The 23,750-nt window shown below is 71.1% G+C and carries 23 protein-coding genes; 10 read left to right on the top strand and 13 right to left on the bottom strand.

The genetic code is table 11. The annotated features are described in order from the left end of the window. Nucleotides 1–1,419: MYXO-CTERM sorting domain-containing protein (locus tag D7X32_RS15975; protein WP_244239031.1), on the top strand; the 1,419-nt coding region annotated here is incomplete at its 5' end. 46 nt (nt 1,420–1,465) lie between these two features. Here D7X32_RS15975 and D7X32_RS15970 read toward each other — a convergent pair. Then, entirely contained in the window at nt 1,466–1,840 is a 375-nt protein-coding gene (locus tag D7X32_RS15970) for a DUSAM domain-containing protein (protein WP_120603401.1), read from the bottom strand. A gap of 530 nt (nt 1,841–2,370) precedes the next feature. On the opposite strand from D7X32_RS15970, the gene D7X32_RS15960 reads away from it, so the two are divergent. From D7X32_RS15960 to D7X32_RS15940, 5 genes are all read left to right on the top strand, one after another. Next, nucleotides 2,371–3,609, top strand: a complete 1,239-nt coding sequence (locus D7X32_RS15960) for a metallophosphoesterase (protein WP_438359017.1) — start codon at nt 2,371–2,373, stop codon at nt 3,607–3,609. A gap of 121 nt (nt 3,610–3,730) precedes the next feature. Continuing rightward, the gene (locus tag D7X32_RS15955; protein ID WP_244239030.1) at nt 3,731–4,159 is read left to right on the top strand and encodes a hypothetical protein; all 429 of its coding nucleotides are present in this window, start codon (nt 3,731–3,733) and stop codon (nt 4,157–4,159) included. Then, entirely contained in the window at nt 4,119–4,943 is an 825-nt protein-coding gene (locus tag D7X32_RS15950) for an eCIS core domain-containing protein (RefSeq protein ID WP_244239029.1), read from the top strand. Before D7X32_RS15955 ends, D7X32_RS15950 begins: the two co-directional genes overlap by 41 nt. A 66-nt stretch (nt 4,944–5,009) precedes the next feature. Further along, complete coding sequence (locus tag D7X32_RS15945) at nt 5,010–5,618, top strand: putative glycolipid-binding domain-containing protein (RefSeq protein WP_120603399.1); 609 nt, start codon at nt 5,010–5,012, stop codon at nt 5,616–5,618. Between the two features lie 350 nt (nt 5,619–5,968). After that, a complete protein-coding gene (locus D7X32_RS15940) occupies nt 5,969–6,343 on the top strand; it encodes a helix-turn-helix transcriptional regulator (RefSeq protein ID WP_167497754.1) in 375 nt (124 codons plus the stop codon). Between the two features lie 33 nt (nt 6,344–6,376). Here D7X32_RS15940 and D7X32_RS15935 read toward each other — a convergent pair whose 3' ends face one another. Next, nucleotides 6,377–6,796 carry a hypothetical protein gene (locus D7X32_RS15935; protein WP_120603398.1) on the bottom strand — a complete coding sequence of 140 codons (420 nt, stop codon included), beginning with the start codon at nt 6,794–6,796 and terminating at the stop codon, nt 6,377–6,379. Between the two features lie 352 nt (nt 6,797–7,148). Between D7X32_RS15935 and D7X32_RS15930 the strand changes: the two genes are divergently transcribed. The 3 genes from D7X32_RS15930 (at nt 7,149) to D7X32_RS15920 (ending at nt 13,109) form a co-directional block, all read left to right on the top strand. Beyond that, entirely contained in the window at nt 7,149–10,193 is a 3,045-nt protein-coding gene (locus tag D7X32_RS15930; protein WP_171449879.1) for a TonB-dependent receptor domain-containing protein, read from the top strand. A gap of 207 nt (nt 10,194–10,400) precedes the next feature. Next, complete coding sequence (locus D7X32_RS15925; protein ID WP_208752443.1) at nt 10,401–11,966, top strand: PAS domain-containing sensor histidine kinase; 1,566 nt, start codon at nt 10,401–10,403, stop codon at nt 11,964–11,966. Nucleotides 11,967–12,161: 195 nt separating this feature from the next. After that, nucleotides 12,162–13,109: a hypothetical protein gene (locus D7X32_RS15920; protein WP_120603397.1), complete on the top strand. Its 948-nt coding sequence runs from the start codon at nt 12,162–12,164 to the stop codon at nt 13,107–13,109. An 18-nt stretch (nt 13,110–13,127) separates the two neighbouring features. Here D7X32_RS15920 and D7X32_RS15915 read toward each other — a convergent pair whose 3' ends face one another. The 8 genes from D7X32_RS15915 to D7X32_RS15880 all read right to left on the bottom strand — a co-directional run bounded on the left by D7X32_RS15915 (nt 13,128) and on the right by D7X32_RS15880 (nt 19,573). Further along, nucleotides 13,128–13,622 (bottom strand): SRPBCC domain-containing protein, encoded by a 495-nt coding sequence (locus D7X32_RS15915; RefSeq protein WP_120603396.1) that lies wholly within the window; start codon nt 13,620–13,622, stop codon nt 13,128–13,130. Further along, nucleotides 13,619–13,981 (bottom strand): ArsR/SmtB family transcription factor, encoded by a 363-nt coding sequence (locus tag D7X32_RS15910; protein WP_120603395.1) that lies wholly within the window; start codon nt 13,979–13,981, stop codon nt 13,619–13,621. The genes D7X32_RS15915 and D7X32_RS15910 overlap by 4 nt, the downstream gene beginning before the upstream one ends. A gap of 11 nt (nt 13,982–13,992) precedes the next feature. After that, nucleotides 13,993–14,424 carry a VOC family protein gene (locus D7X32_RS15905; protein ID WP_120603394.1) on the bottom strand — a complete coding sequence of 144 codons (432 nt, stop codon included), beginning with the start codon at nt 14,422–14,424 and terminating at the stop codon, nt 13,993–13,995. Nucleotides 14,425–14,515: 91 nt separating this feature from the next. Continuing rightward, the gene (locus D7X32_RS15900) at nt 14,516–16,012 is read right to left on the bottom strand and encodes a hypothetical protein (RefSeq protein ID WP_120603393.1); all 1,497 of its coding nucleotides are present in this window, start codon (nt 16,010–16,012) and stop codon (nt 14,516–14,518) included. Nucleotides 16,013–16,087: 75 nt separating this feature from the next. Continuing rightward, nucleotides 16,088–16,645: a response regulator transcription factor gene (locus D7X32_RS15895; RefSeq protein WP_120603392.1), complete on the bottom strand. Its 558-nt coding sequence runs from the start codon at nt 16,643–16,645 to the stop codon at nt 16,088–16,090. Then, nucleotides 16,642–17,946 carry an ATP-binding protein gene (locus tag D7X32_RS15890; RefSeq protein ID WP_120603391.1) on the bottom strand — a complete coding sequence of 435 codons (1,305 nt, stop codon included), beginning with the start codon at nt 17,944–17,946 and terminating at the stop codon, nt 16,642–16,644. The genes D7X32_RS15895 and D7X32_RS15890 overlap by 4 nt, the downstream gene beginning before the upstream one ends. Then, complete coding sequence (locus D7X32_RS15885) at nt 17,943–18,683, bottom strand: hypothetical protein (protein ID WP_120603390.1); 741 nt, start codon at nt 18,681–18,683, stop codon at nt 17,943–17,945. Before D7X32_RS15885 ends, D7X32_RS15890 begins: the two co-directional genes overlap by 4 nt. Continuing rightward, nucleotides 18,683–19,573, bottom strand: a complete 891-nt coding sequence (locus D7X32_RS15880) for a transporter (protein ID WP_120603389.1) — start codon at nt 19,571–19,573, stop codon at nt 18,683–18,685. Before D7X32_RS15880 ends, D7X32_RS15885 begins: the two co-directional genes overlap by 1 nt. 218 nt (nt 19,574–19,791) lie before the next feature. Here D7X32_RS15880 and D7X32_RS15875 point away from each other — a divergent pair, with 218 nt between their 5' ends. Next, nucleotides 19,792–20,229: a DoxX family protein gene (locus D7X32_RS15875; protein ID WP_120603388.1), complete on the top strand. Its 438-nt coding sequence runs from the start codon at nt 19,792–19,794 to the stop codon at nt 20,227–20,229. 31 nt (nt 20,230–20,260) lie between these two features. On the opposite strand, the gene D7X32_RS15870 is transcribed toward D7X32_RS15875, so the two are convergent. From D7X32_RS15870 to D7X32_RS15860, 3 genes are all read right to left on the bottom strand, one after another. Continuing rightward, the gene (locus D7X32_RS15870; RefSeq protein WP_120603387.1) at nt 20,261–21,169 is read right to left on the bottom strand and encodes a metallophosphoesterase; all 909 of its coding nucleotides are present in this window, start codon (nt 21,167–21,169) and stop codon (nt 20,261–20,263) included. Between the two features lie 219 nt (nt 21,170–21,388). Beyond that, nucleotides 21,389–22,936, bottom strand: a complete 1,548-nt coding sequence (locus tag D7X32_RS15865; RefSeq protein ID WP_120603386.1) for a ligand-binding sensor domain-containing protein — start codon at nt 22,934–22,936, stop codon at nt 21,389–21,391. Between the two features lie 212 nt (nt 22,937–23,148). Further along, nucleotides 23,149–23,640, bottom strand: coding sequence for a hypothetical protein (locus tag D7X32_RS15860; protein ID WP_120603385.1), 492 nt, complete (start codon nt 23,638–23,640; stop codon nt 23,149–23,151). Nucleotides 23,641–23,750 lie beyond the last annotated feature (110 nt).

Genomic DNA, 23,750 nt, shown 5'->3' with positions numbered 1-23,750 from the left:
GTGTTCATCCGCGCCACCGCGTTCGATGGGAAGGGCGTCTTCAGCGCCTCGGGCCTGGCGGCGGCGCCCTCGCAGGGCAATGACGGCGCGGGCGGCGGTGGCGCGGGCGGCGCGGTGGTGCTGCGCGCGGTGGACGTCCTGAACTGCGGCGGGGCCGAGGCGCGGGGCGGCGCGGGCGGCGACACGCGGATGGACAAGCAGCCCTTCGGACCGGGCGGCGGTGGCGCCGGGGGCCGGCTGTTGCTCCAGGCAAGGAGCCTCGCGTGTGCGCCCAACGTGAGCGCGGGCAGCGCGGGCGTGTCCGCGTACCCGGGTGCGGGCTCGTACGGCGCGGGGCCGGTCTCCACGTCGGATGGTGGCACCCCGGGGGGGACGGTGCAGCAGGTGGTTGAGTCCTTCCAGGTGCCCGTCACGCCCGTCATCACGGCGCCGGTGTCGGGCGAGGCGGCCAGCAGCACGCGCCCGCGCATCGAAGGGACCGCGGGCACGAACGGGCCGGTCGTTCACCTCGTCGTGGACGGGCGGGAGATTGGCGCGGCGGTGCCGGGTTCGGACGGCCGCTTCACCTACGACCCCACCACGCCGCTGGCCGCGGGCGCGCACGACGTCATCGCCTGGGCGGATTCGCTGGGTGTGGCGAGCAAGTCCTCCACGCCGGTGCGCTTCAGCACGCCCGCGGTGGCGCTCGCGGACGGCGGTGTCGTGCAGATGGCCGTGCTGGTGGTGCCCTCGAACGGGGACACCGTGAGTCCCACGCCGTTGTTCGCCGGCACCGCGGCCAATGGCGTCAGCGTGGGCGTCGTGATTGACGAGGGGCCGGACAACATCGTGCCGTTGGACCTGCTGGGGCGCTTCCGCTTCCAGGTGCCGGGCTCGGCGCCGCTGAGCGTGGGCACGCACAAGGTCACGGTGCACGCGCACAACGAAGCGGGCGATGACGGGCCGTACTCCGACGTCGTGGGCTTCGAGGTGGTGGTGCCCGGCGGGGACGGCGGAACGGATGGCGGCACCGACGCGGGCCCGGTGGATCCGGCGATGCCCATGGTGGTCGTGCCCGCGGAAGGCGCGACGGTGGATCCGACCTTCTCGTTCGTGGGCGTGGCGCTGCCCGGCACGTCCGTGCTTCTGGAGCTGGATGGCAAGGCGCTCGCGACCGCCACCGCGGACGACGAAGGCGTCTTCCGCCACGTGCTGACGGCGGACAAGGCGCTCGCGACGGGAGCGCACAAGGTCGTCGCGCAGGTGGTGACGGAGGAGGGCGAGGCGGGACTGCGTTCACCGGAGGTGGGCTTCCAGGTGCGAGGCCCCACCGACCTGGACGTGGGCTGCGGCTGTGGCGCGGCGCCCGCGGGGATGATCAGCGTCTGGGCGCTGGTGGGGCTGGGCGCCCTGGCGCGCCGCCGCCGCTCGCGGAATTGAAAGACAGGTCGGGCGCGGTGCCACGTGGGCGCCGCGCCCGGGCCGGTCACGGCGCGTCGGCCATGTCGTCGAGCTGTCCCTGTGCTGCCTCGCGGTAGTAGGGAACGACTTCGACAGAGAGCACGTCGCGCATCTCCTGACGCGCGCTCTCGTAGTCGCCCTCATCCTGGTACCGGAACATCCGGTGCAGTGCGTCCATGAGTCTGTTGGAGCCGTCCGTGATGCGGCGAGCGCACTCGCGCAGGAGCGTGAGCGCACCGGCATCGGTCCGGAGTGCTTCGTCGGCGCCGGCGATGCCGACTTCGTCGGCGGTGCGGAGGAGGAGCGCGCGCACGTCCTCCGTGAGGGCCAGGGGGGCTCCCTCTCGAAGCACACGACGCGACAGGTCCCGTATCGCGTCCCAATCGGGTCGGGCGGTCATCTAACGCTTCCTCGGCTTCGGGCCGCACATATCGGCAGGCCACTCGTGTTGCCCCTCGCAGCGTCGGAGACAGGCTGTGCAGGGACCATCGAGTCTACCGTCGGCACAGTCGTTCCATGCGCGGATGCACCGCTGCTTCCATTCGGGAAGGTGAGCGTTGTGCGCGAACTCATCCTCCTTGGCTTGAGACGACGTGACCGCGGCGGCAGTCCCGGCGCCTGCGGCGGCTCCCATGAGGGCTGCTGCTTCGCCCGCCGTGAGCCCACACGCGGCGGGGTTGCCCGGGTGGGCCTCGATACAGCACGTCTCGCTGTCGATGCACGTCGCCGTCGCGCAGCCCCCGAACAGCACGCTGCACAGCATCAGCGTGATCCATGAGCGCCAGCGGAAGGATTCCATATTTTTCATGGAATACCATCTTCAGAGGGGCCGCCAGGCGTCCGGCGGGGTCGGCGGGCGCGGCGTGGGGGGGGCCGTTATCTTCCCGCCCTCGAAGGCGTCCCGGCTCCCGGGACGACAGGGTGGCGCGCGTGACGACGGACGTGTCCTCGGAAGAAGCTCCCTCGCGGCGGGGCCGGCGCTCGGCCGGTGCTCCGGGCTGGCGATGGGTGCTGTCCCTCCTCCTGGGGTTGGGCCTGCCCACCGCGCTGCACGTGTACATCGGCCTGCGCCTCTTCACCGCCCCCGGCTGGCCCGCTCCCTGGGCCGCGCTGGGCTGGGGCCTGCTGGGCCTCTGCTACCTCGTGCTGCTGGCGGGTTTTCGCGCCGCGCGCCGTGAGGCCACCGGCTTCACCCGCGTCATCCAGTGGGGCGCGTACCTCTGGCTGGGCGCCTTCGGCGTGTTCCTCACCGCCGTGCTGGCTTCCGACATCGTCGGCGCCGCGCTGTCGCTCTCCGGCACCGTCACCGACATGCACGCGCTCGCCCGGGGCCGCGCGGCCGCCGTGCTGGGCACCGTCGTGCCCGCCGTGGCCTTCGCCTTCGTCACCGCGCGCGGCAAGGCCCGCGTGGAGCGCACCACCGTGGCCCTCCAGGACCTGGGCCCGGGCCTGGACGGCCTCCGCGTCGTGCAGCTCTCCGACGTCCACGTGGGCCCTACCCTGGACGGCGTGTGGCTTCAGCGCGTGGTGGATCAGGTCAACGCGCTCCAGCCGGACATCGTCGCCATCACGGGTGACCTGGTGGATGGCTCCGTGGACCAGCTGCGCGACCAGATGACGCCGCTCGCGGGCATCAAGGCGCCGCTGGGCGTCTACTACGTCACCGGAAACCACGAATTCTACCACGGCGCCCGCGCCTGGATGGCCGAGGTCGCCCGGCTGGGCATCACCGTCCTCACCAACGAACACCGCGTGGTGGAGCGCGGCGGCGCCCGGCTCGTCATCGCCGGCGTCACCGACCACGACGCGGGCCACATCGACCCGCCCCTCCAGAGCCGCCCCGACCTCGCGCTCGCCGGCGCCCCGGCGGATGTGCCCCGCGTGCTCCTGGCCCACCAGCCCCGCACCGCCCTGTTCCTGCAGGGCCTGCGCGTGGACCTCCAATTGTCCGGCCACACCCACGGCGGGCAGATCTTCCCCTTCATGTTCTTCGTGAAGTTCCAGCAGCCCGTCGTGCAGGGGCTGGCCACCGTCGCCGGGACCCGGGTCTACACCCACCGCGGCACCGGCTACTGGGGCCCCCCGCTCCGTCTGGGCCCCGCCCCGGAGATCGCGGCCCTCACTCTGGTAGGAGTTCACCGTTCTGACGGTGATTCAAGCCAAGCTTGATATTTCCGTTCTTGCTGCTTATTATTGGGACGTGGCCACCGCACCGTCTTCCCTCCTTGTCCCGGAATTCGCTTTCAGCCGTCCCACGGCGCCCGCGGTCCTGGGTGCGCGGCGCGGGGCGGTGGTCCCGATCGCGGCGCCCCGGACGGGGAAGGCGGCGCCGGTGCTCCTGGTGGTCTCCGAGGCCCCCGAGGTCCGGCTGGCGGTGGCGCGTGAGGTGGGGTTGGGGTGCCGGATCGTGACGACGCTGGGCGCGACGTCGGCGGACCGGCGGTTGGACACGGGCGTGACGGTGGACGGGCTGGTGCTGGACCTGGACGCGGATCGCCGCGTCGTGAGCGACTTCCTGTGCCGGCTGGTGGACCGTGGCTTCCACGGTCCGCGCATCCTCCTGTCCTCCGGTTTCCGTCCCGAGGCGAGCGCCACCCTCCCGACGGCCTGCCACACCCACTTCGCACTTGGCCGGCCCTGGCGGGCCGGTCAGCTGCGCTCGCTCCTGGAGAGGGTCCTTGGGGTCTCCCACCTCGCTCAATCCGCAAGCCGTCCGTGACTCCCGCCGTGACGCTCCCCGCCTCGCGCCCTTGACGGCGCGGGTGGCGGACGCGGGCCACGGGTTGTTCACTGGCATCGCCGGGGCGTCCGCGGGCGCCGCGCGCAGCGCGTACCTGGCGCTGATGCTCTTCGCCAGCGGCATGGCCCGCTGCGCGACGGGGCGCTCGCGTGACGGCCTGCCGCAGCTCAAGCGCTGCCTGTTCCGCGTGGCGCAGGTGCCGGTGGACCTGGTGCTGATGCTGGGCGGGCGCGTGCTGTCCGCCGTGCAGGTGGTGACGGGCCTGGAGCCCGTGGGCCGCCGCCTGACGGACGCGGAGGTGGACCGGCTGCGTCCCATCTTCGGCGACAGCCTGGACTACCGCTGCGTGCGCGTGAAGGAAGGCGCCCTGGGCCTGCTGGGCCTGCCGGGCCGCGCGTTCGCCCACGGCGACATCCTCTTCATTCCGCCCGGCTACGGCGCGGTGGGCTTCCGGCTGCTCGTGCATGAGCTCACGCACGTGTGGCAGCACCAGCACGGCGGCACGGGCTACCTGAGCGGCGCGCTGGCGGCGCAGTACCTGGGTGACGGCTACGACTGGCGCAAGGCCGTGGGCCACCGGCGCTGGGCGGAGCTCAACCCGGAGCAGCAGGCCCAGTTCATCGAGGACGCCGCCGACGCGCAGCTCATCCCCCACGTGGGCCGCCCCACGCCCCAGCAGCGGCTGCGCGGCTGGAGCGACGCCGCCCTGTGCCTGCTGGACGAGGCGCTGGACTGCCTCTACGCCGGACGGGGCGCGCCGTGAGGTGGCCGCCCCCGGAGGCCTCGCGGTGAGGTCCGGGAGGCCAGGGAGCCTCCGGAGGTCCGTCCCGTGACGGCGCGCACCGCCCGGCCCGGCGGCACGCCCGAGGGCCGCTGCCTGCAGGCCCTGACCTGGCGGCGCCTGGAGTCCCCCGGCACGGAGCACTTCGAGCTGTGGGAGTCCGCGGAAGGGCCCCTCTTCACGGGCACCGTGGTGCTGGTGGGCGAAGGCCTGCCGCTGCTGGTGCGCTACACCGTGGCGTGCGACCCGGACTGGCACACGCGCGAGGCGCGGCTGGCCCTGCACCAGGGCGGCACCCGGCGGACGCTGGTGCTCCAGGTGGATGACCACCAGCGCTGGTGGCGCGACGGGCGGGAGCTGCCGGAGCTGCGCGGGTGCGTGGACGTGGACCTGAGCGTCACCCCCTCCACCAACACCCTGCCCATCCGCCGGCTGGGGCTTGAACCCGGCCAGGCCCGGGACGTGACGGCCGCGTGGGTGCGGCTGCCGGACCTGTCCCTGGAGCGGCTGGAGCAGCGCTACACCCGGCTGTCCTCCACGCGCTACCGCTACGAGAGCGCGGGCGGCACCTTCGTCGCCGAGGTGGACACCGACGCCCTGGGGCTCATCACGCACTACCCGGATGGCTGGGAACGCGTCGCCACGTCGGACGGTTGAGCCCCCCCGGCGCAACCCAGGCCCCCGAACCCGGACAATCTCAGACGCCTTGCGGGATTGCATGTCGTTTCATGTGGGCTTATGGAACCGTGAACGACGCCCTTCCGGTGGACGGGGGAATGCAGGACTACCTGTCATATAGGGATGGGCCCGAGTGACGTGGTGGGTTATAACGACCTCTGAACCGCTCCGGCGGTGGCGGGGTCGCGAGCCTTGCGGCCACCCCACCGGACGTCACGTGCAAGGTTGATGTGGTGAAAACCCACCCCCGAGGTCCTCTGGCTTCCGGCCGCGTCCGGAAGAAGCCCCGTGTGGCGCCCGCGTCGGCGGCCGCGCTGTCGCGGCGGCAGTTGGAGCGCAAGCTGGCGGTCAGCGTGGGCGCGGCGGCCCGGGCCGCGCGGTTGCGGGCTGGCCTCACGCAGGCGGACGTGGCGGATCGCGTCGGCATCGCGTCGGAGGTCTACGGCCGGCTGGAGCGGGGCAAGATGATGCCCAGCGTCCCCACGCTGTTCCGCCTGTGCCTGGCGCTGCAGCTGTCCGCGGACGCGTCCCTGGGGCTGGCCGTGGCGGCGGCGGCGGGCGCGGGGCTGTGGGAGGAGGACTCCACGGACAAGGACGACCTGCCGGAGATGCGCCGCCTCTTGCGCGCCGTGCGCCGGCTGCCGCGTCCCCAGCTCAAGCTGATGAGCCTGGTGGCCAGCGCCATCCTGCCCACGCGCCGCTGAAGCCCTCGGGTCTCCGCCCCAGGGGCTTCTGCCTCAGGGCGCGGATGCAGGGGGGCGGGGGGGGCCCACGCGCGGGTCTGTTTTCGTCACCCGCCACACCCAGCCAGACGGGGTGGGGTCGCGGTGCGCGGTGTTCACGTCCACCGCGTAGACGTCCACGGTGTGCTCGCCCACGGGCAGGTCCTTCAGGCGCCACGGGGATTCGCAGGGGATGTAGAGGCTGCCGTCCAGCGAGCACCAGAACACGGGCTTCAGCGTGGTGGCGGTGAAGACGAAGGTGGCCTCCCTGGAGGGCGTGGCCCCCGGGGGCCCTTCGTCGATGAAGGTGTCAGGTCCTTCGTTTCCCGCTCGCGCCAGTGACGGCGGGAAGAGCAGCGGCATCAACATCAGGCCCAATAGCAGTGACGCGAGCAGTCCGTGGGGAAGGTAGCGCAGGGACGGCGGGGGAATCATAAGCAGGCTCGCGTGACGCCAGACGCCGCGCGCACCCTGTCCTGGAGCATGTCGTTGGAGAGAGGTCTGGGAGGGGTGGGGCGTTCCATGGCATCCGGGAAATGGGAAAGGGCGACTTCCTGGAAGGTGGGGATGGATCCGAAATGGGGCGCCCCGTCCCCGGGACGGGGCCGGGCATCCACGGCGCGACGTGACGCGGAAGGCAAATGTCCTCCAGCGGAAAGGGGGTGCCGCCCGCACGGCCCCTGCCGGGCGGTGATGGCATGCGTCACGGAGCAGCGCTTGTCAGGGCGGACATCCCCTGGCCTCATGGACGCCGGCCGGGATCCGCCTTGCACGAACGCCATCACCCATGACCTTCGCGAAGAGGAGCACGCCCTGGCACGCCGCCGCGCTGGCGCTTTCGATGTGCCTGCTGTGGCCGGTGCTCCCCGCTCGCGCCCAATCCCCTGAAGCGGACCCCGGCAGTGCCCGGCTGGGCGACACGCTGGACGCGGGCCTGCCCGTCACGGAGGAGAACCTCACCTCCGGCTCCGCCCCTCGGAGCATGGATGCGCCGTGGACGCAGGGGGACGACCGCCAGGACGGGGGCGCGGGCACGGTCGTGAAGGAGGCGGACCTCCAGCGCACGGACGCGGGCTGGGCGCTGGAGGCGGGCGCGGCGCCAGACGCGGGGGACGGCGGGCCCACGCTGGCCGCCTTCGTGCCGCCCGCGCTGATGCGGGACTCGCCCGCGCCGTACCCGCCCCGGCTGGTGGGCGAGGGCGTGGCGGGCACGGTGAAGCTGGAGCTGCTGGTGGACGAGGCGGGCGAGGTGGACCGCGCCACGCTGGTGGAGGGCGTGCATCCGCTGCTCAACGAGGCCGCGCTGCATGCCGCGCCGTCCCTGCGCTTCTCGCCCGCGATGATGGAGGGCCAGCCCGTCGCGGTGCGCCTGTTCTTCGAGTACCGCTTCGAGGCGCCCGTCCCGGTGGCCTCCGGCGCGGACGGCGGCACCCTGGCGGGGGCCGAGCTGAGGGGGCCCATCACCCTCAAGGGCCTGGTGCGGGAGAAGGGCAACCGCCGGCCGCTGATTGGCGCGACGCTGGTGTCGGACGCGGCGCCGGACTCGCCGGTGCAGACGGACGAGAACGGCCGCTTCGAGGCGCGCTTCCCCACGGGCGGCCAGGCGGTGCGCGTGTTCGCTCCTGGCCACAAGCCCGGCCTGTTCCGCGAGGCGCTGAAGTCCAGCGAGTCGCTGGAGGTCGTCTACGGCCTGGAGCCGCTCGTGGTGAACCCCTACGAGACGGTGGTGCGCGGCGACCGCGAGCGCACGGAGGTCAGCCGCATCACGCTGCACGACGCGGAGCTGCGGGAAGTGCCCGGCACCATGGGCGACCCCTTCCGCGTGGTCATGCTGCTGCCGGGCGTGGGCAGCATGCTGTCCGGCGTGGCGTACCCGGTGGTGCGCGGCAGCCAGCCCGCGTCCACGGGCTACTTCCTGGATGGCATCCGCATCCCCATCCTCTTCCACCTGTTCCTGGGGCCCGCGGTCATCCACCCGGACTTCCTGGACGCCATCGACTTCTATCCGGGCTCGCCGCCGCCGCAGTACGGCCGGCTGATGGGCGGCGCCATCGACGGGCGCCTCACCCGGCCTCGCGACGACCGCGTACACGGCAGCGCCTACGCGGACTTCATCAACGCGGGGTTCTTCATCGAGACGCCGTTCAAGTCCACCGGCACCAACGTCAGCCTCGCGGGCCGCTATTCCTATACGCCGTGGATCATCGCGCTGGCGGCCAATCAGTTGCAGGACCCGCCGCCGCCGGGGCGCACCAACCCGAAGGTGGTGTTGGACTTCTGGGATTATCAGGCCCGCGTGGAGCAGGACGTGGGGCAGGGCAAGCTGCGGTTGTTTGCCTTTGGTTCGTCGGACACCTTCGGCTCGGAGGCGCAGGACGACCAGGGCGACACCGCGCTCCAGTCCATCAACTTCCACCGCGTGGACCTGCGCGGCCGCCACCCGCTGGGCAAGGGCGAGTTCGAGGTGGGCGGCACCTGGGGCCTGGACCGCTTCTCCGTCGTGTCGCGCGGGCCGGACAGCGGGAATGAAATCTACATCGACCAGGGCAACTACTCCGGGCGCGTGGGCTACAGCGTGCCATGGGATGAGCGGCTGCTCCTGCGCGCGGGCGCGGACCTGGAACACAAGCGCGCCATCGTGGACGTGCTCACGGTGCGGGACGGCCAGGAGGTGGAGGAGGACACGGTGCGCGTGCCCGTGGCGCTGGCCACCTTCGCAGGCGTGTATGGGGAAGGCGTGTGGACGCCCAATGACAGATGGACGGTGGTGCCCGGCCTGCGCCTGGACAGCTACCACCTGTCCGGCGGGTTCGACCACAAGGTCATCGAGCCGCGCCTCACGGTGCGCCACAAGCTCACCGACACCGTGACGCTCAAGGGCGGCGCGGGCATCTTCCACCAGCCGCCCACCACCCTCATCAGCCTGCCGGTGGTGGACGTGGGCAGTCTGTTGTTGGGCTTGCAGGAGGGCGTGCAGCTCTCCACGGGCGTGGAGTGGAAGGCCTTCGACAAGTGGGAGGTGGGGCTGGACGTCTACGTGAACCCCATGCTCCGCACCATCGAGCTCACGCCCTTCTCCGACGAGGGCCTGACCGACGACCTGGACGGCGGCGGCGACTCGGATGTGCCGCCGCCGACCCCGCCCGGCGGGGACTTCAATCCCTACGGTTTCCGCCGGGTGCGCGCGCGGCAGGTGGATGTGGATCCGCCGCCAGTCAGCCGGGACGACTGGGACCTCCCGGACTTCACCAGCCATGGGCTGGCGTATGGGTTGGAGGTGCTCATCCGCTACCCGCTGGGGAACAACTGGTTCGGTTGGCTTTCGTACAGCCTCCAGCGCAGCACGCGGCGCACCACCTTCTATCGGTATGACTCGTCAGGTCAGGCCATCTCCGAGGACATCGCGGACCTGCCCTTCGCGTTCGACCAGACACACATCCTGAATCTGGTGGTCAGCCACAAGTTCTCCAACAACATCACCCTGGGGGGCGTGCTCCACTTCAACAGTGGACGCCCGGAGTACGGCACCCTGGGAAGCCAGACGCACCGCGAGGGCACCGACGCGGACGGCCGCCCCGCGTGGGTGCAGGTGGATCGCGATCAGGTGGACCGGCTGCCGCCCTTCTTCCGCTTCGACCTGCGCGTGTCCAAGGCCTGGGCCTACGAGACGTTCACCCTGGAGGCCTACCTGGACATGCTCAACGTCACCCTCAACACGGAGACGCTGGGCTTCGACTACCTGGGCGGCGGCTACAGCCGGCAACCCCTGACCAAGAATGCGGTGGGACTGCCCATCGCCCTGCCCATCATCGGCGTCAAGGGCCGGTACTGACCTGTCCTGGAGGGTAGGGTGACTGCTCGGGGGTGAGCATTTTTTCGCGCCACCTGCCCCGTGGGGCTGCTCCACTCCTGGCCAGATGTGTCAGTATTCCACGAGACGCGGGTTTTTCCAGCCTGCCCGGCACCGACGTAGAGGGTGGGGGACAGGCCCGAAAGCGTCGGGGGGAGCACGATGATGGGTTTGTCCTGGGGGCCGGGCATGGCTCCGGCATGGGAACTGCCCGCTGACAACGAGACGCCCTGCATCCTCCTCGAGCCGCTGCACGGGGAGACGGGTGAAGCGCTCGACTTCCGGTGGACGTCCATGAACGTCCCAGCGGAGGGCTGGGTGCGCTCCCTGGAGCTGGGCCGCCACGTGTCCTTGTGGACGCGGGAAGGCGTCGCGCTGTTCGACGTGACGGCGTTCGTGCGCGTCCTGATGCGCGGGGTGCCGCACGTGGGCCTGCTGGCGGGGGACCCGGCGGGGCGGCGGTACGTGGTGACGCGGCACGGAGAGGGATTGGCGCTGTGGCTGTTGCCTCGCGACGAGGGGCAGGCGGCGGACGCGCATCAGGCGGAGCGGGAGCGGGCGGCGCGGCAGGAGGTGGAGGCGGCGCTGGCTCGGGCGGAGCAGACGGTGAGCGCGCTGCGCGAGGCGGAGGAGCGCTACCGGCTGGCCACGCGCGCCACGCATGACGTGTTGTGGGATTGGCACTTCGCCACGGACCGCGTGCGGTGGGACCCGGGCACGGGGGACGCGTTCGGCCACGCCACGGCGGTGCTGGAGCACAAGCTGGGCTGGTGGGGCGAGCGCGTGCACGACGACGACCGGGACCGGGTGGTGGACCGGCTGGTGGAGTTCGTCGCGTCCACGGGCGACGTGTGGAGCGAGGAGTACCGCTTCCAGCGCGCGGACGGCAGCTGGGCGCACGTGCTGGACCGCGGCGTGCTGGCGCGCGACGACGAGGGGCGCCCGGTGCGGATGATTGGCTCGATGATGGACGTCACCGAGCGCACCCGCCAGATGGAGACGATGGTGGAGGAGGCGCGCTTCCGCGAGCGCTTCATCGGCATCCTGGGGCATGACCTGCGCAACCCGCTCAACGCCATCGTGCTGTCCGCGCGGGCGCAGAAGCGCCGGGGTCCCTTGGAGTGCACGCCGGAGCAGCACCGGCAGCATGCGCAGCGCATTGAGTCCTCCGCGACGCGCATGGGGAACATGATCGCGGACCTGCTGGATTTGACGCGCGCCCGGCTGGCCGGCGGCATCCCGCTGCGCAAGGGCCCCACGGACCTGGGGGCGGTGTGTCAGCAGGTGGTGGACGAATTGTCGGCGGCGTACCCGGACCGCGCGGTGGCGGTGGACGTGGACGGCAAGGCGGAAGGCGAGTGGGACGCGGAGCGGCTGGCACAGGTGCTCTCCAACCTGGTGGGCAACGCGCTGGAGCACGGCAGCCCGGAGGCGCCGGTGTTCCTGCGCTGCTGGGCGAAGGGCGAGCACCAGGTGCTGGAGGTGCAGAACCCCGGCGCGCCCATCCCGGAGGAGCTGCGCGAGCGGCTGTTTGATCCATTCCGCCAGGGCGAGGGCGAGCGTGAGCAGGGCCGGCGCAACGGCGGACTGGGGCTGGGGTTGTTCATCGTGAAGGAGATCGTCCAAGCGCACGGGGGGACGGTGGAGGTGACGTCGTCGCAGAAGGACGGCACGACGTTCACGGTGCGGCTGCCCCGGCCTCCGCGCCCGAAGGCGAAGGTGAAGGCAGGCAAGAGCCGGACGCGGACTGCCTGATCTTTTGGAAGGGGTGAGCGTTCGCCGCCATGCGGTGAATGGAGGAGCGTCCGCCGCCGCACGCCGCGCGTGTTGTGCGACGGACCGAAGGGGATGGGCCGGGAGGGCAGGGGGTGCTCCTCGCTTCGTTGGAGTGCGTTTACCGGTTGATCAGGCCGCACGGCTCGTGCGGTCAACCACGCGGAGGCAGTCCCCATGCACCTCAATCCCCCTCGCAACTCCCCCTTCCGTTCCTCCCCCTGGACGGCGCTCTGCCTGGCCGCGGTGCTCGCCGGCTGCGGCGCTCCGGTGGATGAAACGCCCACCGGGCTGGGGCAGTCCTCGGACGCGCTCGTGTCCACCAATGGCATGACGGTGAACGGCATGACCGTGAATGGCATGACCGTGAATGGCATGACCGTGAATGGTTTGAGATTGAATGGCCTGACGGCGACGGGCCTGGCGGCGAACGCCTTCAAGACCTGGTTCGACCAGGATCCCGCGTCGGCGGACATGGTGATGCGCTACGTGGCGAAGTGCTCGATGGCGGCGGGCGTGACGCTGACGTACCAGTCCCCGTCCACGGGGACGCGCTACACCTGGGACGGGAGTCTGGGATTGGCGCCGGGCTGGTCGGGAGGGCAGCCGGCGACGCTGGCGGAGCAGCAGGTGGTGAGCGCGTGCCTGGCGGCGCACGCGAACAAGTACGGCGTGCACGTGAACATCTCCGTGCTGGGGCGCGACGCGGTGGGCGGGACGATGCCGTATTCCACGGACGAGCTGAACACCTACAGTGAGAAGGAGGCGTGCTTCTTCGGCAACCTCTTCACGGGCGAGGGCACGTTCGCGGCGAACGACGGCGCGTACCTGGACTACGACGAGAGCACGGTGCGCACCTGCGGCCTGTCCTCCTGGAGTGAGACGACGGCGTGCACGCCCGTCATCAAGCACGTGGGCGCGTGCCGGTACTACTGCACGCTGGACACCACGCGGACGTACTACACGCGCTGCACGTACAACGGCGTGAACTACCGGCCCATCACCACGCGCATGCTGCCCCAGGACATCTACCGCTGCGGCGACGGCGTGTGCCAGCTGACGGAGAAGTGCGGCGGCAGCAACACGCCGGACAGCTGCGCGGCCGACTGCGGCGCCTGCCAGTAGGCGCGACGGGAGGTCTTCCTACGTGGGGCGGGGCCGCGCGGCGTGGAGCCGGTAGCGCGTGACGAGGTCCCCCCACCAACGCCCGATGGTCGCGACGGTGGCCGGTCCATCCAGGCCGTGGCGCACGGGGTGGTCCATGCGGATGGCGTCCCAGCCCCGGTGTTCGAGCACGACGCGGGTGCCGCCGAAGGTGGGCTCGAAGCGGACGTCGACCTCGGTGGTCTCTCCGGGGGCGAAGTTGCTCGCGCGCCATTGGAAGACGAGCCGCGCGCCGGGCTCCCAGACGAGCACGCGTCCGATTTCGAAGACCTCCTCCTCGAAGGACTCCAGCAGGCGGCCGCCGGGACCGGGCGGGTCGAAGCGCAGCAGGCTGTTGGGGTTCCGGAGGCCGCGGTAGCGCGGGCTCTTGCCCCACCAGAGGTCGGTCTCTTCCGTGAAGACCTCGAAGGCGTCCAGCGGGGACACGGCGACGAAGGTGGTGACGCGCGCGCGGTCGGCGGAGGGGGCCGTCATGACTTGCGTCCTCCGGGGGGCTTGGAGCCCCGGGTGCGTTCCGCGTGGGCCTTGAAGGCGCCCAGTTGATCCGCCCAGAAAGACTCCACCTCGTCGAGCCAGCCGCGCAGGGCGGCGAAGGGCTCCGGGCGCAGCGAGTAGACGCGCACGCGGGCATCGTCCGTGTCGATGCGCTCCTCCACGAGCCCCGTCTGTCGCAGCACGCGCAGGTGGCGGGACATGGCGGGAGGGCTCATGTCGAACGCGGCGGCCAGCTCCCCGGCGGGGTGCGGCCGGTGGCGCAGCCGGTCCACGACGCCCCTGCGCGTGGGGTCGGCGAGTGCGGCCAGGGTGCGGTCGAGCGCGGACGGGGTGGCCATGGCGGGGGAATCTACGCCGGAGTGAAGACGCGCTGGGTGAACCACCAGCGGTGGCCTTCGACGTCCTGGGCGCCATAGGTGCGGTTGGTGCCCCAGTCGTCGCCGTAGTTCTTGGTCTCGGGCTCCTGGAGGATGGAGGCGCCTGCCGCGCGCGCCTGGGCGCAGTGGGCGTCCACGTCGTCCACGTAGACGGTGAGGGTCTGGGTGTTGACGCCACCGTGCAGCTGGGGGCTCTGGTGGAGGCCGTGGCGCCCGGAGGAGTTCACCATGATGACGCCGTCGCCGTAGGCCAGCTCCGCGTGCACGATGGTGTTGTCCGCGCCCTCCACCTTGAGGCGCGTCTGGAAGCCGAAGGCGCGCTCCAGCCAGTCGATGGCGGCCGGGGCGTCCACGTAGAAGAGGCTGGAGGAGATGCGCGGCCAGTCCTCGGGGATGGGCTTCATGGCGGTGGCTCCTGGCGAAGGGTGATTCGTTAACGTCAGGGTGAATGATTAACCCTGACGTTAACGGTCGTCAATCCTCCAGGTCCGCCCGCTAGAACACTCCGGGGAGAGGCTGGTCGCGGCCGGGGGTCCTCGGGGCTTGACGGGGGTCCTTCGGCGGCTCTGCTCGCGGTCCGAGGAGGGCCGGCAGGGAGGCGGTGAGCTTCCCCACGTACAGCAGACCCTGGAGGCCTTCGGTGGCGGAGGTCTCGCGCATCTGGATGTACGGGCTCAGGCCGGGGCGGGCGGCCACCGCCGGGGCGGGCGTGGCGCCCACGATGCCGCAGACCAGCTTGCTGTCGCGGTCCAGGTCGCAGCCCCAGCGCGTGCCCTGGGCGTAGCTCATGTCCAGCACGACGAGCGAGCGGTCCTCCTTCATCAGGTGGGCCATGGGCGTGAAGGCGGGGTCCCACTGCGTGCCCTTCTCCATCCGCGTGTGCGTGTTGCCCGCGAGCACCACCTGGACCTCGTCTGGCTTCGCGGCACGGCGCTTCGTCCAGACGCGGGCCTGGGCCGCGTCGCGCTCGCTGCCGTTGATCACGTCCGTGTCGTAGGCCACCACCGTCACCCGCAGGCCCGCCGTGCGCAGGGCCCGCATGCGGTCAATGAGGTCCAGCACCGCGCGGCTGCTGCGGCCGTCCTGGTAGGTCCGCGTCCAGAAGCGGCCTTCCAGCAGCGCGTCCTGGTCGGCTGGGGCGCCGGGGCTGGCCAGGTAGGCGTTCACCCGCGCCTGCTCCGTGTCCGGAAGCGAAAGGCCCAGCACCACGGCGAGCCCCGTCTGGGCTGCCTGGCACACCACGTGGCCCACGACGTCCGGCACTTCGTTGGAACCCAGTTGCTCGCCGATGAGGAGCGTCAGCCCGGGGTGCAGCAGCTCCGGCAGGCCGCGCACGGGCGTGGTGCACGGGCCTTCCGCGGGGGCCTCTTCCTTCCAGCGCTCCAGGTAGAACCCGGGTGCGCGGACGGGGGCGGGGCGCTTGTCTTCCACCGCGTTGCCGGCGAGGACTTCGACGGAGGGCGCGGACTCCAGCCGCAGGGTGAGCGCCTGCTCCAGGTCCATGTCGCGGATGCCGTGCTGGACGCCGCGAAGCATGGACAGGCGCTTGGTGTCCGCGTCGTCGATGCTGAAGTCCACGTCCTGCACGAAGGGCTGGGCCCGCTGCTCGCGGCGCTCCAGGTACATCTTCCACCACAGCTTCTTCCACTCGACGTCGTTGCCCGTCGTCTGCTGCGTCATGCGGAAGATGCGCACGACGGACTGGCGCGGGGCCACGGCGATGCCTGTCACCAGGTAGCGCGTGTACGTGGTGTTGCGCGAGCCGGCCCGGTCGGGCTCGGACCAGGTGGTGACGAGCTGGGTCGGATCCTCCGTGTCCTCGAACACGTGGCCCCGCTCTTCCATCAGCTGGCGCGTGGCCGCGAGCGCCTCCGCCAGGGGCTTCTGGAAGACGTGCTCGTACTTGGGCAGCTCCGCCTCCGCTCCCCGCTTCGAATGGGCGCAGCTGATGGACAGCAGGGTCAACGCGACGAAGAGCCAACGACAGTGCATCCGGCCTCCTGGTGCGAGGATTTGGAGTCCTCGCAGGAAAGCCCATCCACGAACACGAAAGCGAGAGGCACTGCGTCAGCGCGAAGGCGGGTACTTCTGCAGTTTCCGCTGGAGCGACCTTCGGTGGATGCCCAGCTTGCGCGCGGCTTCGGAGATGTTTCCGGCGCTGTCCGCGAGCACGCGGTGGATGTGTTCCCACTCCGCCCGGGCCAGTGACGGCGCCTGGAGCGTCTCCGGCGCGGCGACGTTGGGTGCCTCTTCGGCTCGTGCGAACGCCGCCAGGATGTCGTCCGCGTCCGCTGGCTTTGGCAGGTAGTTCACCGCTCCCAGCCGGATGGCATCCACCGTCGTGGAGATGCTGCCGTAGCCCGTCAGCACGATGACTCGCGTGGACGCATCCACCGCCAACAGGTCCCGCACCAGCTCCAGGCCGCTCTGCCCCGGCATGCGCAGGTCCACCACCGCGTATTCCGGTGACTCGCGCCTCGCCACCACCATGGCTTCGTCGTGGTTGCCCGCCGTCGTCACGTCCCAGCCGCGCTCGCGGAAGGCCCGGGCCAGCCGCTCGCGCAATGTGCTGTCATCGTCCACAAGTAGCAGGCTGGGACGGTGATCCACTGGAGCCGTGCTCATGCCGCTGCCTCCCGTGCGTCCGCGCCCGGCAGGCTCAAGCGCGCCGTGGTGCCTTCTCCTGCCTTCGAGCGCAGCTCCAGCGACCCGCCCAGCTGCTCCGCCAGCGAACGCGCCAGGAACAGCCCCAGCCCCATGCCCTCGCCCGGCGCCTTCGTGGTGAAGAACGGCTCACCCGCGCGTGCCAGCACCGCGTCAGGCATGCCCTGGCCTTCGTCGCGCACCTCCAGCCTCGCTCCCGTGCCGTCCGGCAATACCCGCAGCTCCACACCCCGGCCCGCGGGCGTCGCTTGCAGCGCGTTCTTCACCAGACCTCTCAGCACCCTCGCGAGCGCCCTCGGTGGCCCGTGCACCGGATGGCGCTTCAGCGCTTCCGGCACGTCCACCCTCACGCGCTCGCGGCCCGACAGCTCCGACAGCGTCTCCTCCACCAGCCGCTCCAGTGGAATGGGCTGGAAGGGCTCGCCCGTCGTCTGGCCCGCGTCCGCGGACATCTGCACCAGCACGTCCCGGCAGCGGTCCACCTGCTGGCGGATGAGCTTCAAATCCTCTCGCACGGAGTCGGACGTCTGGGATGCCGCGAGCGCCCGCTCCAACTCCTTCGCCACCACCGCGATGGTGGACAGCGGCGTGGACAGTTCATGCGCCGCGCCCGCCGCCAGCGTCGCCAGCGAGGCCACCTTCTCCTGCCTCGCGTGCCGGGCCCTCGCCTGCTCCAATTCCTGCTCACGCCTCGCCAGCGCCCTTGTCACTCGCTGGATGAAATACACGATGAATCCCGCCGCCACCGCGAACGCCACCCACATGCCGCTCAGGTGCAGCCGCATCAGCTCCGCGTGGTCCGGCCGCTCCAGGCCCGGCAGCGTCACGTCCTGCAACACGAACAGCGACCCGAACGCCACCAGCGTGAAGCCCAGCATCGCCCACGTGCGGCGCGGCGGCAGCAGCACCGTGCCCAGCGCCACGTTCACCAGGTACAGCGTGGTGAAGGGGTTGTGCGTCCCGCCGCTCAACGCCAGCAGCCCCGTGAGCACCAGCGTGTCCCAGAGCATCAGCCCGAAGATGGCCGCTTCCGCCACCGGCCTTGCCCTCGCGAGCCCCGCGCGCACCGCCGCGTTCGTCACCGCCTCCACGCCCAGCAGCGCCACCAGCGCGGGCACCGGCAACGCCAGCTTGAGCCCCCATGCCGCCACCGCCACCAGCACCGCCTGCCCCACCAGCACGCCCCAGCGCAGCCTGAGCAGCCACACCAGGTTGATGCGGGCTCGCGGCGACGGTTCGGAGGGCGGCGGCGATGGCGTCATGGCGTGGCGGAGGACATCGCCACGGAGCGGGCCACCGTGTCCAGCACGGACGCCGCCGCGCCCGCGGACTCCAGGTCCACCGCCGCCAGCCACGTGTCCCAGGCGAGCGCGAAGGTGCGCTCGGCCGTTGGCTCGTCCTCGGACAGCGTCAGCCCGTCCAGCACCACGTCCACCGTGGCGATGTTGGACGTCACCAGCCGGAAGGGCTGGGGCTCACCGCCACCCGCGGGCACCCGCGTTCCTTCCAGCCACAGCGTGTGGTCCAGCATGTCCACGCCGCTGTCCGCGCCCGGCAGCCCTTCCGCGTCCGCGTCCGCGGGCTCGAAGGTGAGCCGTGCCCGGCAGTAGCGCCCCGGCGGCGGACGCAGCGTGCCCAATGGCAGCACGTTCCCATCCGGCCGCTCCAGCCCGCTGACGAAGGGCGTGCCCAGCTTCAGGGGCGACCCCACCGAGTGCGCGTGCGCGGTCCCAATGGGAGACAGCGCCTTGAGCAGCCGCCAGCCCAAGGCCTCGTCACAGGGCTTCAACTCCACGCTGCCCAGCGTCACGTAGCCGCGCGTCAGCGTGAGCGTCTGTCCATCCGCGCGCGTGAAGGAACGCTCGCCCCCCGCCGCCTGCACGCCGTGCGCGGCCCGGTGCTCCAGGCCCAGCGTGACGCGCATGCCATCCACGCGCTCGCCGCAGGCACTCAGGCCCCACACCAGCAACAGCCATCCCAGACGCGAGGAGCGGATCATCACAGGTCGTACGCGAGCGAGAGCACCGCGATGGGCGTGGACGACACCCGGCGCAGCTGGTTGACGAAGGGGATGCGCACCCCGGCCTGCACCACCACGTCCATGCCCGGGCTGAAGAGGACGTCCGGCGACGCGTACGCGATGAAGCCTCCGCCGGACTCCTCCGGCGTGCCGTTCGTGTCCGGCGCCCGCTCCGCGCGGCTGTCCACGCCCATGCGCACCGCCCACATGGGGGACGGCTGGTACTGCGCCGCCACTTGCGTGCGCACCGACGCGCCCAGCCGGTAGTCGTCACGCCCGCGCGAAGGCAGGAAGCCCAGGGCGCTGGCGAGGAACGACCACTTGCCCCGGAAGCCCTGCCAGGCCAGTCCCGCCATGGGGTCCACGGAGCCGCTGCCGGGCTGCGCGTCGATGCCCAGCGTCGTGCCATCCCGCGCGTGCAGCCGGGGGCCGGTGGGCAGCTTCACCCCGCCCACCACGCTGACCAGCTGGTCGGGCGAGAACTCCTTGTCCTTCCACACGAACGCCTTCGCGCTCACGTCGATGTCGCCCAGCCCCCAGCCGCGCTCCATCCCCAGGCTCACGTCCTGGACCTCGCGGGCCTGGAGCGGCAGGTTCACCGCCAGCACCAGCCAGGGCCTGGGCGCGTACGCCACCGCCACGTCCATGCGCAATTCGCGCAGCCGCTGCGCGTCCACGCCCGTCAGCCCCTCCGTGTGCCCCCACGCGCGCAGCATGGTGGACAGCCGCAGGCGCCCTTCGAAGGGCTGCTCGCCGCCCATGGACGTGAGGGTGGGGTCCCCGCACGCGCAGCTCGCGCACGCCCACGCCGTGGACGCGGGCAGGAGGAGGAGCGCGGCGCTCAGGAGGGCCAGGGCAGGGGGTCTCAAGACGTGGGCACCCTAGCGTCCCCCCGTCCCGGCGCGCTGCGGCGTGTTGTCGCAGCCCGCGGGTGCGTCACCCCGGGAACGGACCGGTTGTCCACCGGCCTGGACAGCAGGCGGGGGAGCGGGGGATGGCTGTCCGCCCGCCCTTCCGTGCCTATCTGGAGAATGACACCGACCCGTCCGCGTTGAGGGGGGACACGCCGGAGGCATGGAGGTCATTCATGGGGCTGCTCGCACCGCTGGGACGGCTGTTGTTCTCGGTCATCTTCATCACCAGCGGGCTCAATCACTTCATCCAGCTTCAGGCCCTCACGGCCTACGCCCAGGCGTCGGGTGTGCCCGACCCCCGGATGGCGGTGCTGGTGTCCGGCGGCGTGCTGGTGGTGGGCGGCCTGTGCGTCCTGCTGGGCATGTTCGCCCGCCTGGGCGCGGCCATGCTCGCGGTGTTCCTGCTGGCGTCCGCCTTCATGGTCCATCACTTCTGGAAGATGGATGACCCCATCCAGGCCCAGAACAACCTCATCCACTTCATGAAGAACCTCTCCATGGCGGGAGGCGCCCTGCTCATCGTCTACTTCGGGCCCGGCCCCTTCAGCCTGTCGCGCAAGAAGCGCGAGGCGTCCCTGGGCGGCATGAAGCTGGGCGCGCCCCTGCGCTGAAGGCGGGCGCGCCCGGAAGGTGCTTCCCGGATCAGGTCGCCCCGACGTGGGCGGCCTGGGCGTTGCGCAGGGTGAAGAAGGCGACCTCCGGCGTGCTGCCCCGGCGCAGGTACGGCCCGCCGAACCCGAAGCCCAGCCCCTGGTTCACGTACAGGTGGTTGCCATTCACGCGGTAGTGGCCGCGGATGTACGGCTGGCCCGCGCGGCGGAAGAGGGCCTCCGTGAGGCCCCGCACGATGAACTGCCCGCCGTGGGTGTGACCGGAGAACTGCACCAGCCCCGCGTGCGCGGGCAGCTTGTCCGCGGTGGGCGGCGTGTGGGCCAGCACCAGCCGCGTGCCGGTCGTGGGCGCGCCCCGGAAGGTGGCCTCCACGTCCTCCATGCCGGTGAGCCCGTCGTCGATGCCCAGCACCGTCACCGGCGCGCCCTTCACGTGCACCACGCGGTGCTCGTTCTGGAGCACCGTGTAGCCCAGCGCCTCGAAGGAGGTGCGCAGGTAGGGCGCGTCCACCCAGTGGTCGTGGTTGCCCATCACCACGAAGACGGGGCCGTTGAGCCCCTTGAGCAGCTGGCGCACGCGCGGCAGCGGCTTGGGGCTGTGCGTGACGTAGTCGCCGGTGAGGAACACCAGGTCCGGCTGCGCTTCGTTCACCGCGGCCACCGCGCGGCGGATGCGCACGTCGGAGGTCGCCTGGCCCACGTGCACGTCCGACAGCTGCGCGATTCTCAGGCCGTCATGCTCCGGGTGGATGCTGTCCAGCTGGAGCAGGTGCTCGGTGAGGACGAAGTGGTCCCGCCAGCGCAGGCGCCGGTCCGGCCGGAAGGGGTCGGGGCCTCGCGCCTGGAGCTCGTTGCGGCCGTGGGGCTCCACCGCCTCGGCTTCGGCGAGGGAGGAGGCGGCACCAGCGGCGTGACGGCGGCGGGCGAGTCTCAGGCGCATGCGTTCGGATTCCTCCAGCGAGGCGAGGGGCGATTGTAGAGCGGTCCGGAGGGCCGTGAAGCCCGGGGGCCCGGCCCGCCTGCCCCCTTGCACGAAGGCAAGAGGGCGGAAGCAGAACCGGGCCTCTTTCCAGAACATTTCCGCGCCCTTCCAGGCGACCCAAGCCCCCGGTGACGCCGGGTGCGACATGCGCACCGCCCCGGCGTCAGGGTGGGATTCCTAGTGGCCGCGCAGGACCGTCAGCCCTTCGGAGGTCAGCACCAGCAGCATGGGCGAGGTGCCGGAGCCGTCGTACACCAGCTGGAGCACCTTGCTGCCGCGCACGTTCGCCACCTTCTCCAGCGTCTTGGAGGGCGTCAGCCGGTAGAGGCCGCCCGCGTTGGTGCCGACGAAGAGCGAGCCGTCGTTGGTGGAGGCCAGCGCGTTGATGGCGTCGAGCGCCCCCACGTCCGCGCCGATGCGGGTGCCGTTCTGATACGGGTTGGTGGCGGACAGGATGGTCATCCGCCACAGGCCCAGGGACTTGCTGCCCAGGTAGTAGGTCCCGTCGGTGGTCTGCTGGAAGCCGCGCCAGTAGTCGAACTCCGACTGCGAGTTGAGGCCCTGCAGGTAGGAGGACTTCACCTTCTGCTGGTTGATGCCCGGCGTGGTGGTGTCATCCCAGTTCTCCACCTTGGTGGAGGGCGTGACGGTGCCGAAGTTCCAGTCGTTCGCCATGAGCACGTCGCCGTCCGGCGAGATGCCCAGGCCGTAGGTGTAGCCCGCGTATTGCGAACCATTGGCGTCGAACCACACCGGGTGCCGGTGGGCGTTGTACGTCAGGCCGCGGATGCGCACGACGCCGTGGTTGGTGCCGAAGAAGACGTCGCCCTTGTTCGCGCCGCGCAGCACCGACGCGCACGTCAGCATGGCGCGGTCTTCGTCGAAGTGGTGGTCGTTGCTGTTGCGGATGCCCAGGCTGACGCCGTCCACCACGCGCGGTCCCGTCTGGATGATGGGGTTGCCGTTCCCGTCGGTGTTGGCTCGCACCGACTGGTTGATGTGGTCCTCGAAGACGACCTGGCCGTTGGCGTCCAGCTTCACCGCGTCCACGTCACCCTGCGTGTAGTACTGGAGCCGGCGCGCGCTGAAGGGGAAGCAGGTCTGCTCGTTCACCGGGACTTCGCACGGCTTCGCGGTGACGATGAAGTTGGTGTGGATGCCCGGGTACTCCGGGTCCTGCTGGAGGTCCGGCGCGTTGTAGCCCACGTAGGCCCGGCCCGCCGCGCCGCCGCAGATGACGGTGGAGGACTGGCCCCCGGCCGCCTGACCCGCCGGGGCCGGCATCCAGACCAGCTTCTGCGTGCCCGCGCTCACCACGCCGATGCGGTCGCCATCCAGCACCCAGATGTTCTTTCCCAGGTCCACGCCCACCGACTGCACCCGGCCAATGCCATAGCGGTCCGAGTAGTTCGTCACCGGATCCGCCGGCCACGGATCCACCGTGCCCGCGTCCGTCCCGGCATCCGTGCCCGCGTCGGTCCCCGCATCCGTTCCCGCGTCGGTGCCGGCATCCGTGCCCGCATCCGTTCCAGCGTCGGTCCCCGCGTCCGTCCCGGCATCCGTGCCTGCGTCCGTCCCCGCATCCGTGCCTGCATCAATCCCCGGTCTGGGGTCGATGTTGTTTGGGTCATCCACGGGGTTCGTGGGCGAATCCGTCCCACCGCAACCCCACGCCGACAGCACCATCGCCCCCACACACACGCCCAGCAGTCGTCGATTCACCATGATCTCCCTACGCGTACGCGCCACCTAAGCAAGCGGCGTACCCACCCTGGAGCGCAGGCTGTTCGTGCGGCATTCCCTGGGGAGAGGGCAATTTCCTTCCCAGCCAAGGCAACCGGCCGACCCTGAAGGAGCAGTAAAAAAGCCGGGCCCGCTTCCCCTGGGGGAGGCGGGCCCGGCGAAGGGCTTCGCGATGAACCGGTCCGACCGCCGGACTACTTCTTGGGCGAGGTGGCCTTCAGCTCCAGCGCGACGGAGTCATCCCCGTTCAGCTGGAACTTCGCGCGCACGCTGGCGCCCTCGGGCAGCTCGCTCGCCTTCACGGCCTTGCCGTCCAGGGTCACCTTCGTCTGGTCGCGCACGTCCAGCTTCACCTCCGGCAGCGTGCCGGTGCGCGCCAGGGTGATGTCGTCGTCGTCCTTGGCCTTCACGGTGCCGGTCAGGCTGAAGGCGTCCTTCTCCTTCCACATGCCCGTCTTGTTCACGGCGTCCGCTTGTTCCTGGGCGGCCTTGTCCGCGCCCACCAACTTCTTGGCGGTGTCACCGATGGCGGGGCCCACCTGCTGGGCCTCCACGCCCGTGGAAGGGCCGTTCATCTGACGGTTGCTGGGCGCGCTCGGCGCCGGATGCTGCGGCGTTCCGGTGGTGTCCTGCGCGAAGGCAGCCGTTCCCAGGCACATCACTGCCGCGACGATGAGCTTCTTCATTGGTCCCGCTCCCTTTCGTTGGATGGGTTTCGTGTCTGCTCACAAGGGTGGGGCGGCCGTGTTCCGCCGCCAACCGGCCCTTCGTGTCCAGGGACTCCATGCCGCCCCGC

It is taken from the genome of Corallococcus carmarthensis (genome assembly GCF_003611695.1).
In the GTDB taxonomy this organism is placed as follows: Bacteria; Myxococcota; Myxococcia; order Myxococcales; family Myxococcaceae; genus Corallococcus; species Corallococcus carmarthensis.
The sequence above is the reverse complement of the archived record's forward strand: the minus strand, read 5'-3'. Positions and strand labels throughout refer to the sequence as shown.

Excerpts from the sequence above, each read along its gene's own strand:
- D7X32_RS15970 (WP_120603401.1), bottom strand. The coding sequence starts at position 1,840 with ATGACCGCCCGACCCGATTGGGACGCGATACGGGACCTGTCGCGTCGT.
- D7X32_RS15935 (WP_120603398.1), bottom strand. The coding sequence starts at position 6,796 with ATGATTCCCCCGCCGTCCCTGCGCTACCTTCCCCACGGACTGCTCGCG.
- D7X32_RS15930 (WP_171449879.1), top strand. The coding sequence starts at position 7,149 with ATGACCTTCGCGAAGAGGAGCACGCCCTGGCACGCCGCCGCGCTGGCG.
- D7X32_RS15925 (WP_208752443.1), top strand. The coding sequence starts at position 10,401 with ATGGCTCCGGCATGGGAACTGCCCGCTGACAACGAGACGCCCTGCATC.
- D7X32_RS15920 (WP_120603397.1), top strand. The coding sequence starts at position 12,162 with ATGCACCTCAATCCCCCTCGCAACTCCCCCTTCCGTTCCTCCCCCTGG.
- D7X32_RS15915 (WP_120603396.1), bottom strand. The coding sequence starts at position 13,622 with ATGACGGCCCCCTCCGCCGACCGCGCGCGCGTCACCACCTTCGTCGCC.
- D7X32_RS15910 (WP_120603395.1), bottom strand. The coding sequence starts at position 13,981 with ATGGCCACCCCGTCCGCGCTCGACCGCACCCTGGCCGCACTCGCCGAC.
- D7X32_RS15905 (WP_120603394.1), bottom strand. The coding sequence starts at position 14,424 with ATGAAGCCCATCCCCGAGGACTGGCCGCGCATCTCCTCCAGCCTCTTC.
- D7X32_RS15900 (WP_120603393.1), bottom strand. The coding sequence starts at position 16,012 with ATGCACTGTCGTTGGCTCTTCGTCGCGTTGACCCTGCTGTCCATCAGC.
- D7X32_RS15895 (WP_120603392.1), bottom strand. The coding sequence starts at position 16,645 with ATGAGCACGGCTCCAGTGGATCACCGTCCCAGCCTGCTACTTGTGGAC.
- D7X32_RS15890 (WP_120603391.1), bottom strand. The coding sequence starts at position 17,946 with ATGACGCCATCGCCGCCGCCCTCCGAACCGTCGCCGCGAGCCCGCATC.
- D7X32_RS15885 (WP_120603390.1), bottom strand. The coding sequence starts at position 18,683 with ATGATCCGCTCCTCGCGTCTGGGATGGCTGTTGCTGGTGTGGGGCCTG.
- D7X32_RS15875 (WP_120603388.1), top strand. The coding sequence starts at position 19,792 with ATGGGGCTGCTCGCACCGCTGGGACGGCTGTTGTTCTCGGTCATCTTC.
- D7X32_RS15870 (WP_120603387.1), bottom strand. The coding sequence starts at position 21,169 with ATGCGCCTGAGACTCGCCCGCCGCCGTCACGCCGCTGGTGCCGCCTCC.
- D7X32_RS15865 (WP_120603386.1), bottom strand. The coding sequence starts at position 22,936 with ATGGTGAATCGACGACTGCTGGGCGTGTGTGTGGGGGCGATGGTGCTG.
- D7X32_RS15860 (WP_120603385.1), bottom strand. The coding sequence starts at position 23,640 with ATGAAGAAGCTCATCGTCGCGGCAGTGATGTGCCTGGGAACGGCTGCC.